We start from the raw sequence: 15649 nt of genomic DNA on the forward strand, positions 1-15649 counted from the left end.
CGGGATGGGCCGGTTCAAGGTCCAGCCGGGGGAACCGCTGCCGGACGACACCGGGTGCGGGTTGCTGCACGTCGACATGGACGCGTTCTTCGTGTCGGTCGAGCTGCGGACCCGGCCCGAACTGGCCGACAAACCCGTCGTCGTGTCCGGCGGCGGGCCGCGCGCCGTCGTGGCCGCCGCCAACTACCCGGCGCGGAAGTTCGGCGTGCGCTCGGCGATGCCGTTCGCCACGGCCAAGCGGCTCTGCCCGCACCTGATCAACATCCCGCCGACGTCGGGGCTCTACGGCGAGGTCTCCCGCGGCGTGATGGGCATCTTCCGCGAGCTCACCCCGCTGGTCGAACCACTGAGCCTCGACGAGGCGTTCCTGGACGTCAGCGGGGCGCTGCGGCGGCTGGACGCCACCCCGGCGGAGCTCGGCGCCCGGCTGCGCGAGCGCGTCGCGGCCGAACACGGGATCACCTGCTCGGTCGGCGTCGCGAAGGTCAAGTTCGTCGCGAAGCTCGCCTCCGGCATGGCGAAACCGGACGGCATGGTCGTCGTCCCCGCGGCGGAGACGCTGGACTTCCTGCACCCGCTGCCGGTCTCGGCGCTGTGGGGCGTCGGCGCGCGGACGGAGGAGCACCTGCGCCGGCTCGGCCTCGACACGATCGCCGACGTCGCCGCGTTCCCGCCGGAACGGCTGAAGAAGTCGCTGGGCACGGCCATCGGCGAGCACCTGTACCGGCTCGCGCACGGCGTCGACGAGCGTCAGGTGGTCACCGACGCGCCGGAGAAGTCGATCGGCGCCGAGCACACCTTCGACGTCGACCGCCACGACCGCGCCGAGCTGGGCCGGGAGCTGCTGCGGCTGGCCGAGCGCGTCGGCGGGACGCTGCGGGCGCGAGGCGTGCGCGGCCGCACGGTCTCGATCAAGGTGCGGTTCGCGGACTTCCACACGATCACCCGGGCCCGCACGCTGGTTTCGGCCACCGACGTCGCCCGCGAGATCCACGCGGTCGCTGTCGCGTTGCTCACGGAGCACGCGCCGACCGGCGCGGTCCGGCTGATCGGCGTGCGCGTCGAGGGGCTGGACACGGGGGAGGCGGGGGAGCAGCTGCTGTTCGACTCACCGGCGCCGCGCTGGCGAGATGCCGAGGTCGCGGCCGATGTCGCGCGGTCGAAGTTCGGGTCCGCGGCGGTGCGGCCGGCGTCGTTGCTGGCGCCGCGGGAGCCGTGAGGGGGCGGTGGTGACCGTCCGCAACCCTCGTCGTGCGGGATTTAGCCCAATTCGATTCCTTCTGGATGCGGGATCGGGTAGTCGTGCGGGCGCGGGCCTCGTATCCTGGACAGTGCCACCCCGCCTGGGGTTGGCTGTTGGGTCCAGGACGTTGCGCGGCCCGGCGCCCGCGACAGCTGTGCCGGAGGAGGAAAGATGCCACTCTCCGAGCATGAGCAGCGGCTGCTCGATCAGATCGAGCGCGAGCTCTATGCCGAGGACCCCAAGTTCGCATCCACGGTGCGTGGCACCCGGTTGCGTCGCCCCGCTCGCCGACGGCGTATCCAGGGCATCGCCCTGTTCGTAGTGGGCGTGGCCCTGCTGGTGCTGGGCGTGGTGGTGCCGCAGTTCCGGGTGGCCGACATCCCGCTGATCAGCGTGCTCGGGTTCCTCGTGATGTTCTTCGGGGTCATGATGGCCGTCACATCGATTCGGCACGGCGCCGAGGCGGACGGCAAGGGCGGTGGACCGGGCTCGCGCGGAGGCAAGCAGGCGGGTCGCCGGAGTTCCTTCACCCAGCGGATGGAGGAGCGCTTCCGCCAGCGCTTCGAGGAGCAGTAGCGCCGCGAGACCACAAGATCCGCGTCCTGCCCACTTCGGGCGGGACGCGGATCTTCTTGTGTGCTCGGGAAGGTCGTGAGGGCCTGGACGCCGGTGGTGACAGTGGGTGACCCCCACCCGGGTGAGGCGGGGCGGAACCGGGTTCGCGGTGATCAGGCGGGGTGCTGGCACTTGCGACGGCGCTGATTTCGGTGGACCGCGTCGGCCGGGGCGCTGGGCCTGGTTCGGCGGCGGTTTGGGCGAGCCTGGCTGGGCGGACTGCGTCGGCTCGGTGCCGGGCCTGGTCCGGTCGCAGCGCGCGAGCCCGCTGGGCGGCCCACGCAGGCCGGGGTGCCGGGCCCGGTTCGGCGGCGGTGCGGGAGCCCGGCTTGGGCCGCCCGTGCCAACCGGGTACCGACCCTCGCCGGCCCCTCGCTCAGTCGCGGTTGCGGAACACCGACTTCGGGAACAGCTTCCCCCGCCAGGAGAGCGGCGCGTTGCGGCGCAGGCTGCGTCGCAACCCCTCGAAGGCGGGCGGCAGCTCCGGCTGAGCCGCTTCCTCTTCGCCGTACCAGGAGCGCTCGAGCACGCCGATGACCGTTCGCAGGCCTTCGCGTCCTTCGTCGTCCAGGTGGTGCTTCGCCGCCAGCTTCTGGCCCGCGACCCGGACCGTGTCGCTGGTCGGGATCGGCAGCCCGCGGTCGGCGCACTCGGCGCGCAGCTCCGCCCACGCCGCGTCGGCCGCGCCGGGCTGGTGCCGGTCGATCCGCTGCAGCCGCCGCCGGCGGACGAACTCGCGGCCCGCCGCGGGGGCCGACAGCCCGGCCAGCACGATCACCACGATCAGCCCGAACCACCACGCCACGCTCGCCGCCAGGAACCCGACCGCCGCGATCCAGAGTCCCAGCGCTACCAGTGGCAGCCAGTTGGCCAGCGTCTGGAGGCGGGACGCGGGCAGCGCCGTCGGGGCCGGCGCGCGCACCAGCAGGTCACCCTCGCCGCGGTCGCCCGGCCCCGGCTCGTCCTTCGGCGGGACCGGCGGGGTGAGCCGTCTGCGGCGGAGCCGGTCGCGCAGCACGATCCCGGCGATCAGCGCGACCGCGCCCAGCGCCGCGAAGATGCCCATGGCGTCGACGAGCCAGTCGTCGTCGCCGGTCGCGTCCTTCGTTTCCTGCTGCGGCTGGTTCTGCCCGGGGTCGCGGGGCGTGCCCGTCGCCGGGGCGCTGGACTGGACCGTGCTCGGCGCCACCTGGGTGTCGTCCGGCTGGTTGCCGCTTTCGGTGCCGGCCTGCAGGTACGACGGGGTGATGCCGCGGCCGTCGGACAGCGGCGTCGGGTCGAACGTCACCCAGCCCTTGCCGCCGAAGTACGCCTCGACCCACGCGTGCGCGTCCTGGGTGCTGATCGACAGGTAGTCGTTGACCTGCACGCCCGGCGTGAAGCCGATCGCCACCCGCGACGGGATGCCCGCCACCCGCAGCATCACGGCCATCGCCGACGCGAACTGCTCGCAGAAGCCGCGCTTGCCGTTGAGGATGAAGTCGGCGAGGGCGTCGGAGTCGTTGGCGGGCGCGGTCTTCGTGTCGTAGACGAACCCGTTCTGCGCCGTGAAGTACCGCCAGATCGCCGAGGCCCGGTCGAAGTCGTTCGACGCGCCCGAGACGAGCTGCTCGGTCTTCGCGCGGACGCGCTCGTCGACCCGGTCGATCTGCGTGTAGCGCGGCGGCAGGTCGTCGACCCGCGGCGTCACGCGCAGCTCGGCGGCCGTCGGCTCCTTCAGCGACGCGTATTCCGTGTACGCCGGCGGGGCTTCGCTGCGGGTGGTGAAGACGGTGCCGCTGACCTGGTCGTAGAGGTAGCCGTTGGCGGCGCCGTCGATGACCCGCGGCGCGCCGTACACCGGCAGCCAGTTGTCGCGCCAGCTCGTCGGCTCGACGTCGATCCGGCGGGCCGAGCCGCTGCCGTCGTCGCCCGGCGCGGGCGGCAGCTGCGGCCCGACCGGGACGCCCTGCTGCGAACGGCCTTCGTCGTGCAGACCCCAGCCCTTGTTGGGGTAGTAGGTGTCCAGCGTCATCGCGCGCATCAGCCGGCGGTCGGTGCCGAGGCCGCGGACCTTGAACAGCTCGCGGTTCGAGCCCTGGTCGAGCATGCCGCGCAGCTCGGTGAACGGCTGGATGCCGAAGCCGCCGGCCCCCGCGCCGGGGCCGTCGCCGCCGCTGCCGAACGGGATCCGCCCGACGGTGCCGACCCAGGTGATCGCTCCGCCGAACAGGCCGAGCACGATGGCCGCGGCCACCACGGCGACCGGTGCGGACAGCACGCCCGGCTTACCGCTGCGCCCGGGCGCTTCCCGGGTCCGCCAGCGGCGGTGCCGGTGGTTGCCGTCGACGGCGAGCAGGCCGGCGAACGCGGCCCCGCCGAGCAGGAACGTCCACCAGGGCAGCATTTCCTCGCTCAAGGCGGCGGGCACGGCGTAGACGCAGAGCAGCACGAGCCCGGTCGCGGCGGGCGCCGCGGCGGCGACGGTGAGCGTGTCGACCAGGACGGCGACGAGGCCGATCAGGATGGTGACGAGGCACAGGATCGGCTGGCTGCCTTCGACGGGCGGCAACCCGGTCCGGATCTGCTCGGCGGCGGCCGAGAGTGTGTTCCCGATCTCGCCGAACGCCTCGGGGCCGGGGATGACCAGCAGGATGCCGTGCGTGGTGAACGCGCCGGTGACGAGGAAGAGCAGCACGAGCAGCTGCCCGAGCCCGACGAGCACGGTCGGCACCTGCAGCGAGCGCAGCGCGAGCCCGGTGGCGGCGATCAGCAGAACGGCGACGAAGAGGTAGCCGAACCAGGCGAGCCCGGAGACGACGCTGGTGACGGAGGTGGCGGCACAGAGAGTGGCGACCCCGGCGGCGGCGGGGGCGAGCAGGCTGGCGCGCCAAGCGGAGAGGGGATGCTGGGAGGGCGGCCGTTTCGCGGGGGTACCGGACGGCCGCGGCGGGGCGGTGGTGCTCATCGCGGACCGCCGATCAACGTGCCGCGCCGGGCGCCGCTGCGGCACAGCTCGCCCCACACCTGCGGCATCGGCGATCCCGGTCCCGCGACCACCACTCCCCAGCCCGCCGCGCGCAGCAGCTCCGCCGAGTCCTCCGTCGCCGCCGCCCGTTGCTCCGGGGCGCTCACCCCGGCCGACCAGGTCGGTGTGTCCAGCAGGACCGCCAAACTCCGGATTCCGCGCGGGCGGAACTGGGTCAGCTCGTGCACCGCCTCCGTGCTCACCGTGCCCAGCACCGCGATCAGCTCCTGGCCCTCGGCCGGGTCGCCGGCCAGCGTGATGTCGCGCTGGTGCGCCGGCTGCAGCGCGGCCAGCGCGTCCAGCACGACGTTGTCGTAGTGGTCGCCGCCCTCGCCGGGGGTGTCGGCGAGCGTCAGGCCGTGCTCGCTGACCAGCCGGACCCGGTGCCCGGACCGGCGCAGGTGCACCGCGGCCGACGCCGCGAACGACACCGCCCACTCCAGGCTCGCCGCCGGTCCGCTGCCGTGGTGGGCCGCCGCGCGGTGGTCGAGCAGCACCGTCGTGCCGCCGCGCCACGGCCGCTCCTCGACGCGCACCATGATCTCGTCGCGGCGGGCCGTCGAACGCCAGTGGACCTTCCGCAGGTCGTCGCCCTGGCGGTACTGGCGGACGATCACGTCCGGCTCGCCCTGGCCCGCGTGCAGCCGGACCGTGCCGTCGTCGCCGACGCCGATGCCCGCGCCGCTCGGCAGGCCCCACAGCGGGACCACCCGGGGCACCACCACCAGCCGCGAGTGCGCGATCAGCTCGCGCTCGAACTCGCACAGCCCGAACGGGTCGGTGATCGTCGCGCGCAACGGCCCCACCTGCTGGATCCCGCGCAGCACCGGCTGCAGCGGGTAGCGCAGGGCGACGCGCCGGTCGTGCGGGAGCCGCTCGACGACGAACCGCGGCCGCGAACCCAGCGCGTACGGGACGCCGTCCTCCAGCAGGATCTCGCCGGCCGGGAGCCGGCCGCTGCGCCACAGCTCCAGCTGCACTTCGCCGTTGCCCCCGACCGCCACCCGCTGGGGGTGCAGCGCGCGGGTGGCGCCGATGCGCAGCCGCGTCGCCGAGATGAACACGGCGACCAGCAGCGGCAGCGCCACCACGAACACCGCGACCCGCAGCAGGTCGCGTTCGTTGAGCACGAACGAGCACACCGCGGCCGCGAGCCCCGCGGCCAGGAGGCAACGGCCGCGGGTGGTCAAGCCGGACAGGGCACGCAGCATGCCGTTCTCTTCCCCTTCGGCGGCCGGGCTACGGCCGGGAGCCCTGCGGCACCGGGACCCGGTGCAGCACCGCGCGCACGACGTCGGTCGCCGACCGGCGCGCCGCGTGGGCCTCGGTCGTCAGCACCAGGCGGTGGGCCAGCACCGGGACCGCGACCGTGTGCAGGTCGTCGGGCACGACGTAGTCGCGGCCGGACAGCGCCGCCTGCGCCCGCGCCGCGCGGACCAGGTGCAGCGTCGCCCGCGGGGACGCGCCGAGCCGGATCTCCGGCACCTGCCGGGTCGCCGCGACGAGGTCGACGGCGTACCGGCGGACCTCCGGCGCGATGTGCACGTGGCGGACCGTCTCGATCAGGCGGTGCACGGTCTGCCCGTCGGACACCGGCTGCAGCTCCTCGAGCGGGTTGTGGCCGGCGTGCTCGTCGACCATCGCCAACTCGGCCTGCTGGTCCGGGTAGCCGATGGAAACCCGCGCGGTGAATCGGTCGCGCTGGGCCTCCGGCAGGGCGTAGGTGCCCTCCATCTCGATCGGGTTCTGGGTGGCGATCACCATGAACGGCGCGTCGAGGCGGTAGGTGGCGGTGTCGACGGTGACCTGGTGCTCTTCCATGCACTCCAGCAGCGCCGACTGCGTCTTGGGCGAAGCGCGGTTGATCTCGTCGCCCACCACGATGTTCGCGAACACCGGGCCGGGGCGGAAGTCGAACTCGCCGGACTGGCGGTTGTAGATCGAGACGCCGGTGACGTCGCTCGGCAGCAGGTCCGGGGTGAACTGGATGCGGCTGACCGTGCAGTCGATGGACCGGGCGAGCGCCTTGGCCAGCGACGTCTTCCCGACGCCGGGCACGTCCTCGACCAGGAGGTGGCCTTCGGCGAGCAGCGTGACCAGCGCGATCCGGATGACGTCGGGCTTGCCGACCAGCACCCGCTCGACGTTGGCGGCGATCCGCCGCGCGGTCTCGTGCAGTTCGTCCAGCGACACTCTGCCGGGCCGGCCGTGCGCCCGGCCGTTGCCCGAGGACTCCGCCGGGTAAGGCGGCCGTCCGGATGCCTGCTCGCCCGATCCGGGCGCCGCAGACTGGATTCTCGACGTCACTCGACCTCCTGGTGGCGCATGGCCGCGCGCACTGTGCGCACCGCCGGGCCGAACGGCCCCCATCGCTGCTGTCCGCGCGCAGCGACCAGCCTTCCATCCAGTGTGTCAAACCCGGGCGAACCTGGGGGCGGAACCCCGCGAAGCCCGTGAACTCACGCCCGGCACGACGGTCGATGACACTGCGCAAGCAGGGACGATACCCCGAACGGGTGTGTTGTCACCCGATTCTGGGTGCTCCCGCTGACGCCCCGCTCTGTCGTATGCTGCGGTTCGAGGTCGCCCGGCTACGGAGAGGCGTAACCGCTCATGAGTGAGGTGCGAACGCAGCCGCCGTTCGACGTCCGCGGCTTCGCGGTCGCGCCCGAGCTGGCCACGGACGCGTACGCGAAGCTCGGCGCGCTGCAGGACGTCGTCGGCGAGATGGTCCGCGAAGCGAAGGTGCTCGGCCGGACCGTGCCGCTCGGCGGCGGGTACGCGGGGGAGATCGGGAAGTTCATGGCCGAGTACGGCATCGGCGGGCGCGGTTCGGCCGTGCAGCAGCTGACGGCGTTCGGCAAGGACTCGAGACGCTGAAGGACCGCATCGGCGAGGCGCTGGCGAAGTACCAGCACGCCGACGAGACGGCGGCGGACGGCGTCGACTGCACGGGTGGCTGAGGGAGTGCGGTACCTCTGGGCGCCCGCCCTCGTCGTCCTGGTCGCCGGGTGCGGGCAGCAGCCCGCGCAACCGGCTGCGGCCGGCCACGGCTCGGCTGATGCCACGGCCACTGTCCCGGCCGCGCCGCCGCCCGTCGCCTGGACCGGCCTCGCGGCGCTCGACCCCTGCACGCTGCTCGGCCCGCAGGACCGGTCGGCCGCCGGGGTGAGCGTGCTCGGCAAGCCCAAGCAGATCGCCGGCGCCCGCGCGTGCGACTGGACCGTGCCCGGCAGCTTCGGCGTCACGGTGACCATCAGCGAGACCGACGGGCTGGCCGACCTCGAAGTCGCGAAGAAGACGGCCACGAAGACCACCGTCGGCGCCCACCCGGCGCTGAAGGTCGCGGACAAGAAGGCCGCCGACGGCACCTGCGCGGTGCTGCTCGGGGTGGGCGACGCGGCCAGCGTCCAGATCGACGTCAGCAACTCCGGCTTCTCGGACACCCCGCTCGCGTGCCTGCGCGCGGGCACGGTGGCCGGGCTGGTCGAACCCAAGCTGCCCTGACCGGAGAGGTGCCCCGTGTCCCAGCCCCCCGAGCCCACCGCGCGGTACGAGTCGTACAGCCACGAGGCGATGGCCGCGGAGGTCGAGCGGGACAACGACCCGGTCGCCGCGGGCGAGGCGGGCGCGCGCTGGGACGAGCTGGCGAAGAAGCTGCACGAGTCGACCGCCGACCTGGCCGGGCTGATCGCGTCGTCCGGAGAGAACTGGAGCGGCAACGCGGGCGACGCGGCCCGCGCGACGCTCGGCCGGGCCGCGCAGTGGCTTTCCCATTCGGCGGCCGTCTCGGCGTCGGTGGGCCGGTCGGTGGGCGCGCAGGCGGAGGCGGCGGCGCGGGCGAGGGCGGACATGCCCCCACCGGTGGAATACGACCCGGCGGCGATGATCCGCGACGCGGCTTCGTCGGGCAACGTGCTGGTGCTCGCCGGACTGGCCGAGGAGATGGCGGCCCGCCGCGCGGAGGCGGAAGCGGCGCGGCAGAAGGCGATCGATGTGCTCCGGACCCGCGACGCGGCGTTGCGCGGCCACGTGCCGGCCGAGTCGTTCCCGAACCCGCCGACGCTGGGGCGGGCTTGATCCGCGTTTCGGCGTCGGCGTTCGACATCCTCTGGACGGACTTCGGACACGACCGGCCACCGGAGCCCCTGAGCGTGCGCAGCGTCGGCGGCACGGAGGAGGAGCGCGCCGAGGTCCGCAAGGCGGTGTACGAAAACCTGGCCGCGCGCGGCCTTTACGACGGGTCCGCGCTCGAACCCGCATTGGCTTCGCGGCTGGATTTGCTCGCCGGGGCCGAGGTGTACGTGGCGTGCGAGGCGCTGGCCGACATGACGGCGTCGACGCCGTTCCGCGCGGTGACGGCGGTGCGCGGGCGGGGCGGGGTGCTGGCGACGCAGCCGGAGCAGACGATCGGCCTGGACGCCATCCGCTCGGGAGAGCTGTGTACCGCTCTGGTCGACGTCCTGCCTGAGCTGACGGCCGGGCCCGGTTATGGGGTGAGCCTCGCGGCTTCGGCTCTGGCAGGTGCGGTTGAGGATCCGGTGTTTTCGTCGCGTGGGGCTGCTTCGGCGGCTTCTTCCGCTCAGCTTCGGGAGGTGCTGGCGATCCAGGCTCGGCCGGTTTATGCCGCGGGGCAGTTCAGCGTGAGCCGCCGGGTGGGGGCGGGGCGGGTTTCGCGGGTCGGTGGGCTGACTTGGTTCGACACGGATGTGGGGGCTTACTGCGCGACGAAGACTCCGGGGCGTGGTGGTGAGGACTGGGTGAACGTGACTCCGGTGGATAGTGCGCGTCTCGCTTCGCGCATCGCCTCGTTGGTGACCCCGGAGGACTGACCGCACCCGCCTCCCGCGTCTTGAATGAGTCATTCAAGACCTCCCAAGACCTGAATGAGTCATTCAAGACGCCAGCCGGACCGGGGGACGGGGGCGGACCGCGGCGGCCCGGTAGGCGGCGACCAACTCGGCGACGACCGCGTCCGGGTTCGAGCGGACCTGGCTGGGCACCGTCTGCACCACGGCGACACCCGCGGCGGCGTACCGGTTGTTGCGGGCCAGGGTCGCGGCGTAGCCGGGTTGCCCGAAGTGGAACTCGTAGGAGTCGATCTCCCAGGCCAGGGCCACGTCGTCCCACCAGGCATCCGGCGTGGCGATGTACCGGCCTCGCTCGTCGCGGAGTTCGAAGTTCCACACCGGCGCGGGCAGCCCCGTACGGCGCGACAACCTCATGGCCGCGGCTTCGGCGGCCGACCGGGCGCCCCTGGTGATTTCCCTCAGCGCTGCTCGCGGCACCGCACTGCCCCGTCTGCTTCCGTTCTCCAGCTCGGTCGACAGGTCGGCCGGGTCGATCGCCAGTTGCTGCACGGCTTGGGCCAGCAGCGCCCGGACGTTGCCGAGGTCGGTCGACCGGCGGCACTCGTCGAGCACCGATCGGACCGCCGGGGCCAGCGGCAAGCCGTCGACCCGGACCGCGGCGGGCACGCGGGTCGTCCGTTCGACGAGGACGTACCCGCTGCTCACGGTCTTGAGGTGGGCGGGCAGGAGCAGGTGGATCGGTTCGCCGGGCTGCGCAGGCTGTCGAAGCCCCTGGCGGCGGCAGGACTCCAGTCCCGTGACCACCGCCTGGTCACCGCAGTACTGGAGTGCGCCCTCGACCAGCTGCCGACGTGTCGGCTCGCCGGTGCGCAGCAGAACCACACCGGGGAGTAGACGTTGCCAAGGCTGGCCGGGACGGCAGCGCCGGTAACTCGTCCGCTGCGGTACGCCGAGGGATTCCAGGCGCGCCACGGTGATCACGCCCAGCCTGCTCGCGGCGAACAGGGCCTCGGCGTCGCGTGCCCACGTTTGTCTGCTCACGCGTCGATCGTCGCGTCGAAGCGGGCGCACCAACAGGGCTTTAGGTGATCTGTGGACTACTCACGGTCATAAGCCGACCCCTGTGGATAACTCCCGCGCCCCGGCAAAGGTCTTGAATGAGTCATTCAGGTCTTCGGAGGTCCTGAATGACTCATTCAAGACCTCCCCACTTGGCTCCACTCGGCTCCCCACCGGGCCCCACCGACGGCCCCCACCCGGCCCCACCGCAGCCCCGGCCGGTTCCTTCGCGGCCGTTATGCGGACGCATGGGGAACAGCTGAGGTTGCTCCGGCCCCCGGCGCGGGGGATCTTGGCCACGGTGCCCCACCGCACCCCCCACCGGCCCCCACTCTGCTGACCTGCGCAAACAACGAACACGACGGAGTGAGGCGGGCGTTTGTCGCGTTGACTGTGGTGAAAAGTGGGGTACGGTGGTGGCCAGTGGGGCGGAAGGGAAGCCCCGTGGCCGTCCGAAGTGGTTCGCCGCCCAAGACGGTAGGGAGGTGGAGGCCGTGTTCCTCGGCACCCACACCCCGAAGCTGGACGACAAAGGGCGGCTCGCGCTGCCCGCGAAGTTCCGTGACGCCTTGGCGGGTGGGCTGATGGTCACCAAGGGGCAGGACCACTGCCTCTTCGTCTTCCCCCGCGCCGAGTTCGAGCAGATGGCGCGCAAGGTCGCCGAGGCCCCGTTCACCAACGAGGCGGTTCGGGCCTACCAGCGCTACCTGTTCGCGGGCACGGACGAGCAACGGCCGGACGGCCAGGGGCGCATCACCATCGCGCCCGAGCTCCGCCGCTACGCGGGGCTCAGCAAGGAGTGCGTGGTGATCGGGGCGATCACCAGGCTGGAGATCTGGGACGCCCAAGCGTGGCAGGGCTACCTGGAGGAGCACGAAGACAGCTACGCGAAGGCTCGAGAGGAAGTACTGCCGGGCGTCTTCTAGGCGTGTGGCGCGGTGCACCTTCGTCGTCGGGGGACGAAGAGGTTCGCCGCCCGCACCCGGGGAGCGCGCCCACCCGGATGCCGTGAGGCCTCTGTCCGCTCAACAGCCCTGGTGCACCTTCCCCGGTACCAGGTCGGCAGCGGGCGGACAGGGACCTGACGGCATCCGCCATATTTCCCCCGGGCCAGTGAGAAAGGGGGAGAGGAACATGACGGCACCCGAGCACGTCCCGGTGCTGCTCGACCGCATCGTCGAGCTGTTCACTCCCGTGTTCGCCGACCGCGACGGCGTCCTCGTGGACGCCACCGTCGGGCTCGGCGGGCATTCCGACGCCCTCCTCGAAGCGTTCCCGCGGCTGCGCCTCGTCGCGCTGGACCGCGATCCCGCCGCGCTCGAGAAGTCGCGAGAACGCCTCGCCCGCCACGGCGACCGCGTCGACCTCGTGCACACCGTCTACGACGGACTCCCGGAGGCGCTCGAAAGCCTCGGCCTGAGCCACGCCGACGGCATCCTCTTCGACCTCGGCGTCTCGTCGATGCAGCTGGACCGCGCCGAGCGCGGCTTCGCCTACTCGAAGGACTCGCCGCTGGACATGCGGATGGACCCGACCACCGGGTTCACCGCCGCCGACGTGCTCAACACCTACGCGCCCGGCGAACTCGTCCGGATCCTGCGGGACTACGGCGAGGAACGGTTCGCGCAGCGGATCGTCAAAGCGATCGTGGCCGCCCGGGAAAAAGAACCCTTCACGAACAGCGGGCGGCTGGTCGAGCTGCTCTACGACGCCGTCCCGGCCGCCACCCGCCGCACCGGCGGGCACCCGGCCAAGCGGACCTTCCAGGCGCTGCGGATCGAGGTCAACGGCGAGCTGGAGGTGCTCCGCCGGGCCATGCCCGCCGCGCTGGGGGCGCTCGCCATGCACGGCCGGATCGTCGTCGAGTCCTACCAGTCGCTGGAAGACCGGTTGGTCAAGCAGGCGCTGGCCGAGCTCGCGAAGTCCCGCACGCCGGAGGGGCTGCCGGTGGAACTGCCGGGGCACGGTCCGGAGCTGAAGCTCCTGACCCGGGGCGCCGAGAAGGCCGGCGAAGAGGAGATCGAACGGAACCCGCGCGCCGCCTCGGTGCGGCTGCGGGCCGCAGAGAGGATCGGAGAGCCGCGATGACCGCTCCCGCGAAGTCCCGCCGCCGGGCCGCGCCGGCGACGCGGGCCCGCAGCGAGGCCGCCCGCACCCCGACCACCGTCGAGCCGGAACCGCAGGCGCAGCCGGGCAAGGCCGCGCCGCGCCGGGCGTCGCGGGGCCGCACGTCCGCGGCCGAACGCGCCTACGCGCGCCGCGCCCAGCGCGCCGACCTGCTCAAGGAGCGCGAGCCGCGTCCGCAGCCCAAGGCCGAGCCGGGCGAGCCCAAGCCGAAGCTGAAGCTGCGGCTGCCGAAGTCGCGCGCGTCGTTCGTGCTGATGATGATGGCGCTGCTGGCCGCCGGCGTGGCGACCACGCTCTGGCTGACCACGCAGGCCATCGCCGACTCCTACCGGCTCGAGCAGCTGCGCACCACCAACGCGAGCCTGGCCGAGACGAAGGAACAGCTGCAGCGCGACGTCGCCAAGGCCGAGTCGCCCGCTTCGCTGGCCCCCGCGGCCCAGCAGCTGGGCATGGTGCCCGGTGGCGACCCCGCGCGGATCGTCGTCGGCCCGGACGGGAAGACGTCGCTCGTCGGCGAGCCCAAGAAGGCCAAGCCGGACACGCCGGCGGTGCCGGTCGCGCCGCCGGCCGCGCCGGCCGCGGGCACGCAGTCCCAGCAGGGCGCGCCGATCGAGGGCGACCAGCCCGCCGTGCCCGCCGACGAGCAGCCGGCGGCCGGGCAGTGATGGCTTCGAGCCGGGGGCAGGTCCGTTCGCGCGCCGCGGGCAGCGCGCGGCGGACCTACGCCGCCGGCACGCGCAGCGCGGCCGCGCGCCGGGGCAACGGCGGGCACCGCAGCCGGTTCTCCGCCGTGCGCCTGCTGCTGGTCGCGGTGCTGCTCGTCGCGGGCGCGAAACTGGTGCAGGTGCAGTGGTTCGAGGCCGGGGCGCTGTCCGCCGCGGCCGAGCGGCAGCGCACCCAGACCATCGACATCCCCGCCCAGCGCGGGTCCATTGTGGACCGCAACGGCGCCAAGCTGGCGTTCAGCGTCGAGGTGCGCACGCTATCGGTGAACCTCAAGGCGCTGCACAAGAGCATGGACGACTTCGCCGCGAAGAACCCCGGCACGAAGAAGACGTTCGACAGCGAGACCGCCGAAGCCGCCAAGTACATCGCCGGCAAGCTGCCGAACGTGATCTCCGAGCAGCAGCTGCTCGACCTGTTCCACAAGCAGGCGTCCTTCACCTACCTGGTGAACAACGTCGAGCCGTCGATCGCCGCCGACATCGTCAAGCACTTCGCCTGGATCGGCGTCGAGAAGCGCGCGCTGCGCGAGTACCCGGGCGGCAGCCTGGCCTCGAACATCGTCGGCGCCGCGAACTGGCGCTCCGACGACCCGGACGTGTCCAAGCACAACCTGCACGGCCTGGTCGGGCTGGAGCTGCTGCGCGACAACGACCTGGCCGGCACGCCGGGCCGGATGCTGGTCAACACCAAGAACGGCAGCGACAACGTCGTCATCCCGGGCACCGAGCGCGACCTGCAGGCCGCCGTCCCCGGTTCGGACCTCGAGCTGACCATCGACTCCGACCTGCAGTACGAGGTGCAGCGCCAGCTGACCGACTACGTCCAGCAGTCGCATGCCAAGGGCGGGCAGGCCGTGGTCATGGACGCCAAGACCGGCGAGGTCTACGCGCTGGCCAACGACAAGACGTTCGACCCCAACGATCAGTCGACCTGGACCAACGAGGACCTCGCCAACCCGGCGGTCACCACGCCGTTCGAACCCGGCTCGGTCAACAAGATCGTCACCGCCACCGGCGCGATCGACGAGGGCATCGCGACGCCGGAGTCGACGCTGCAGGTGCCCGGCTCGCTGCAGATCGCGGACAAGACCGTGCACGACGCCTGGACCCACGGCACGCAGACGTTCACCACCACCGGGGTCTTCGCGAAGTCGTCCAACATCGGCACGCTGCTGCTGGCCCAGAAGATCGGCGAGGAGCACTACTCCGAGCTGCTCAAGAAGTTCGGCCTCGGCCAGCGCACCGGCGTCGGCCTGCCCGGCGAGAGCGCGGGCGTGGTGCCCGCGCGCAGCCAGTGGTCGGCGACCACGTTCGGCAACCTGCCGATCGGGCAGGGCCTGTCGATGACCATCCTGCAGATGACCGGGATGTACCAGGCGATCGCGAACGACGGCCTGCGCGTCGAACCCCGGATCGTCAAGGCGAAGGTCAACCCGGACGGGACGACCGTGCCGGAGCCCGCGCCGAAGTCCGTCCAGGTGGTCAGCCCGCAGACGGCCAAGACGGTGCGCGACATGATGCGCGCGGTCGCGCAGAAGGGGAAGGGCCAGCAGAGCGGCACCGCCCCGACGGCGGCCGTCGAGGGCTACCAGATCTCCGGCAAGACCGGCACCGGCCAGCAGGTCGACCCGCGGACGAAGGCCTACAGCGACCACTTGTACAACATCACCTTCGCCGGCATCCTGCCCGCCGACCACCCGCGGTTCGTGGTGGGGATCCGGCTGGACGCGCCGGACACGACGCTGCCGGTCGGGCACTCCGCGGGCCCGCTGTTCCACAGCATCGCCTCGTACCTCACGCAGCGGTACCAGATTCCGCTGTCTGACGGCCCTTCGCCGCAGGTCCAGCTCGTCGTCCAGTAGGCCACAGTCCGTGAAGGCCTCCTTACCGGCGCGGGAAGCCGGGAAGGAGGCCTTCCCGGCTTTTCTGCCAGGGAGCGTCCACTTCGGCTGGTCGTGCCCGGGAAAGCCTTGCGGGGCAACGGAGTGCGCGAGGTGGCTTAGCACATGTGCCGGAACCGCGCGCAATCGCCGTACCGCGTGCGGGGGGTGGAACCGCCCGC

General features: G+C 72.6%; 13 protein-coding genes and 1 pseudogene. 10 read left to right on the plus strand and 4 right to left on the minus strand.

The window, feature by feature from the left end:
• Positions 1-4: 4 nt before the first annotated feature.
• Both QP939_RS31205 and QP939_RS31210 read left to right on the plus strand, forming a co-directional pair.
• Positions 5-1219, plus strand: coding sequence for a DNA polymerase IV (locus tag QP939_RS31205; protein WP_285459889.1), 1215 nt, complete (start codon positions 5-7; stop codon positions 1217-1219).
• Between the two features lie 195 nt (positions 1220-1414).
• Complete coding sequence (locus tag QP939_RS31210; RefSeq protein WP_285449762.1) at positions 1415-1819, plus strand: SCO2097 family morphological protein; 405 nt, start codon at positions 1415-1417, stop codon at positions 1817-1819.
• Between the two features lie 415 nt (positions 1820-2234).
• On the opposite strand, the gene QP939_RS31215 is transcribed toward QP939_RS31210, so the two are convergent.
• From QP939_RS31215 to QP939_RS31225, 3 genes are read right to left on the minus strand one after another with little or no spacing between them, the layout of a single operon-like run.
• Positions 2235-4805, minus strand: a complete 2571-nt coding sequence (locus QP939_RS31215) for a transglutaminase TgpA family protein (RefSeq protein WP_285449763.1) — start codon at positions 4803-4805, stop codon at positions 2235-2237.
• On the minus strand, positions 4802-6076 hold the full coding sequence (locus tag QP939_RS31220) for a DUF58 domain-containing protein (RefSeq protein WP_285449764.1): 1275 nt from the start codon (positions 6074-6076) through the stop codon (positions 4802-4804). The genes QP939_RS31215 and QP939_RS31220 overlap by 4 nt, the downstream gene beginning before the upstream one ends.
• 28 nt (positions 6077-6104) lie before the next feature.
• Positions 6105-7172, minus strand: coding sequence for an AAA family ATPase (locus QP939_RS31225; RefSeq protein ID WP_285449765.1), 1068 nt, complete (start codon positions 7170-7172; stop codon positions 6105-6107).
• Positions 7173-7478: 306 nt separating this feature from the next.
• Between QP939_RS31225 and QP939_RS31230 the strand changes: the two are divergent.
• The 4 genes and pseudogenes from QP939_RS31230 (at position 7479) to QP939_RS31245 (ending at position 9697) form a co-directional block, all read left to right on the plus strand.
• Positions 7479-7828: pseudogene (locus QP939_RS31230) on the plus strand (hypothetical protein).
• Positions 7821-8372 (plus strand): DUF3558 domain-containing protein, encoded by a 552-nt coding sequence (locus tag QP939_RS31235; protein ID WP_285449766.1) that lies wholly within the window; start codon positions 7821-7823, stop codon positions 8370-8372. The pseudogene QP939_RS31230 and the gene QP939_RS31235 overlap by 8 nt, the downstream one beginning before the upstream one ends.
• 15 nt (positions 8373-8387) lie before the next feature.
• Positions 8388-8945, plus strand: coding sequence for a PPE domain-containing protein (locus QP939_RS31240; protein ID WP_285449767.1), 558 nt, complete (start codon positions 8388-8390; stop codon positions 8943-8945).
• On the plus strand, positions 8942-9697 hold the full coding sequence (locus QP939_RS31245) for an ESX secretion-associated protein EspG (RefSeq protein WP_285449768.1): 756 nt from the start codon (positions 8942-8944) through the stop codon (positions 9695-9697). The genes QP939_RS31240 and QP939_RS31245 overlap by 4 nt, the downstream gene beginning before the upstream one ends.
• 63 nt (positions 9698-9760) lie before the next feature.
• Here QP939_RS31245 and QP939_RS31250 read toward each other — a convergent pair whose 3' ends face one another.
• Positions 9761-10717: a hypothetical protein gene (locus tag QP939_RS31250; protein WP_285449770.1), complete on the minus strand. Its 957-nt coding sequence runs from the start codon at positions 10715-10717 to the stop codon at positions 9761-9763.
• A gap of 512 nt (positions 10718-11229) precedes the next feature.
• Here QP939_RS31250 and mraZ point away from each other — a divergent pair.
• The 4 genes from mraZ (at position 11230) to QP939_RS31270 (ending at position 15449) form a co-directional block, all read left to right on the plus strand.
• Entirely contained in the window at positions 11230-11661 is a 432-nt protein-coding gene (gene mraZ, locus QP939_RS31255; RefSeq protein WP_072482074.1) for a division/cell wall cluster transcriptional repressor MraZ, read from the plus strand.
• A 208-nt stretch (positions 11662-11869) separates the two neighbouring features.
• Complete coding sequence (rsmH, locus tag QP939_RS31260) at positions 11870-12823, plus strand: 16S rRNA (cytosine(1402)-N(4))-methyltransferase RsmH (protein WP_285449772.1); 954 nt, start codon at positions 11870-11872, stop codon at positions 12821-12823.
• Positions 12820-13527, plus strand: a complete 708-nt coding sequence (gene ftsL / locus QP939_RS31265; RefSeq protein ID WP_285449774.1) for a cell division protein FtsL — start codon at positions 12820-12822, stop codon at positions 13525-13527. Before rsmH ends, ftsL begins: the two co-directional genes overlap by 4 nt.
• A complete protein-coding gene (locus QP939_RS31270; protein WP_285449775.1) occupies positions 13527-15449 on the plus strand; it encodes a peptidoglycan D,D-transpeptidase FtsI family protein in 1923 nt (640 codons plus the stop codon). Before ftsL ends, QP939_RS31270 begins: the two co-directional genes overlap by 1 nt.
• Positions 15450-15649 lie beyond the last annotated feature (200 nt).

Source organism: Amycolatopsis nalaikhensis (assembly GCF_030264295.1).
Lineage (GTDB): Bacteria > Actinomycetota > Actinomycetes > Mycobacteriales > Pseudonocardiaceae > Amycolatopsis > Amycolatopsis nalaikhensis.

Bases quoted from the DNA above. Each gene is read 5' to 3' on its own strand.
- QP939_RS31220 (WP_285449764.1), bottom strand. From the start codon at position 6,076: ATGCTGCGTGCCCTGTCCGGCTTGACCACCCGCGGCCGTTGCCTCCTG.
- ftsL (WP_285449774.1), top strand. From the start codon at position 12,820: ATGACCGCTCCCGCGAAGTCCCGCCGCCGGGCCGCGCCGGCGACGCGG.
- QP939_RS31205 (WP_285459889.1), top strand. From the start codon at position 5: ATGGGCCGGTTCAAGGTCCAGCCGGGGGAACCGCTGCCGGACGACACC.
- QP939_RS31270 (WP_285449775.1), top strand. From the start codon at position 13,527: ATGGCTTCGAGCCGGGGGCAGGTCCGTTCGCGCGCCGCGGGCAGCGCG.
- QP939_RS31215 (WP_285449763.1), bottom strand. From the start codon at position 4,805: ATGAGCACCACCGCCCCGCCGCGGCCGTCCGGTACCCCCGCGAAACGG.
- rsmH (WP_285449772.1), top strand. From the start codon at position 11,870: ATGACGGCACCCGAGCACGTCCCGGTGCTGCTCGACCGCATCGTCGAG.
- QP939_RS31210 (WP_285449762.1), top strand. From the start codon at position 1,415: ATGCCACTCTCCGAGCATGAGCAGCGGCTGCTCGATCAGATCGAGCGC.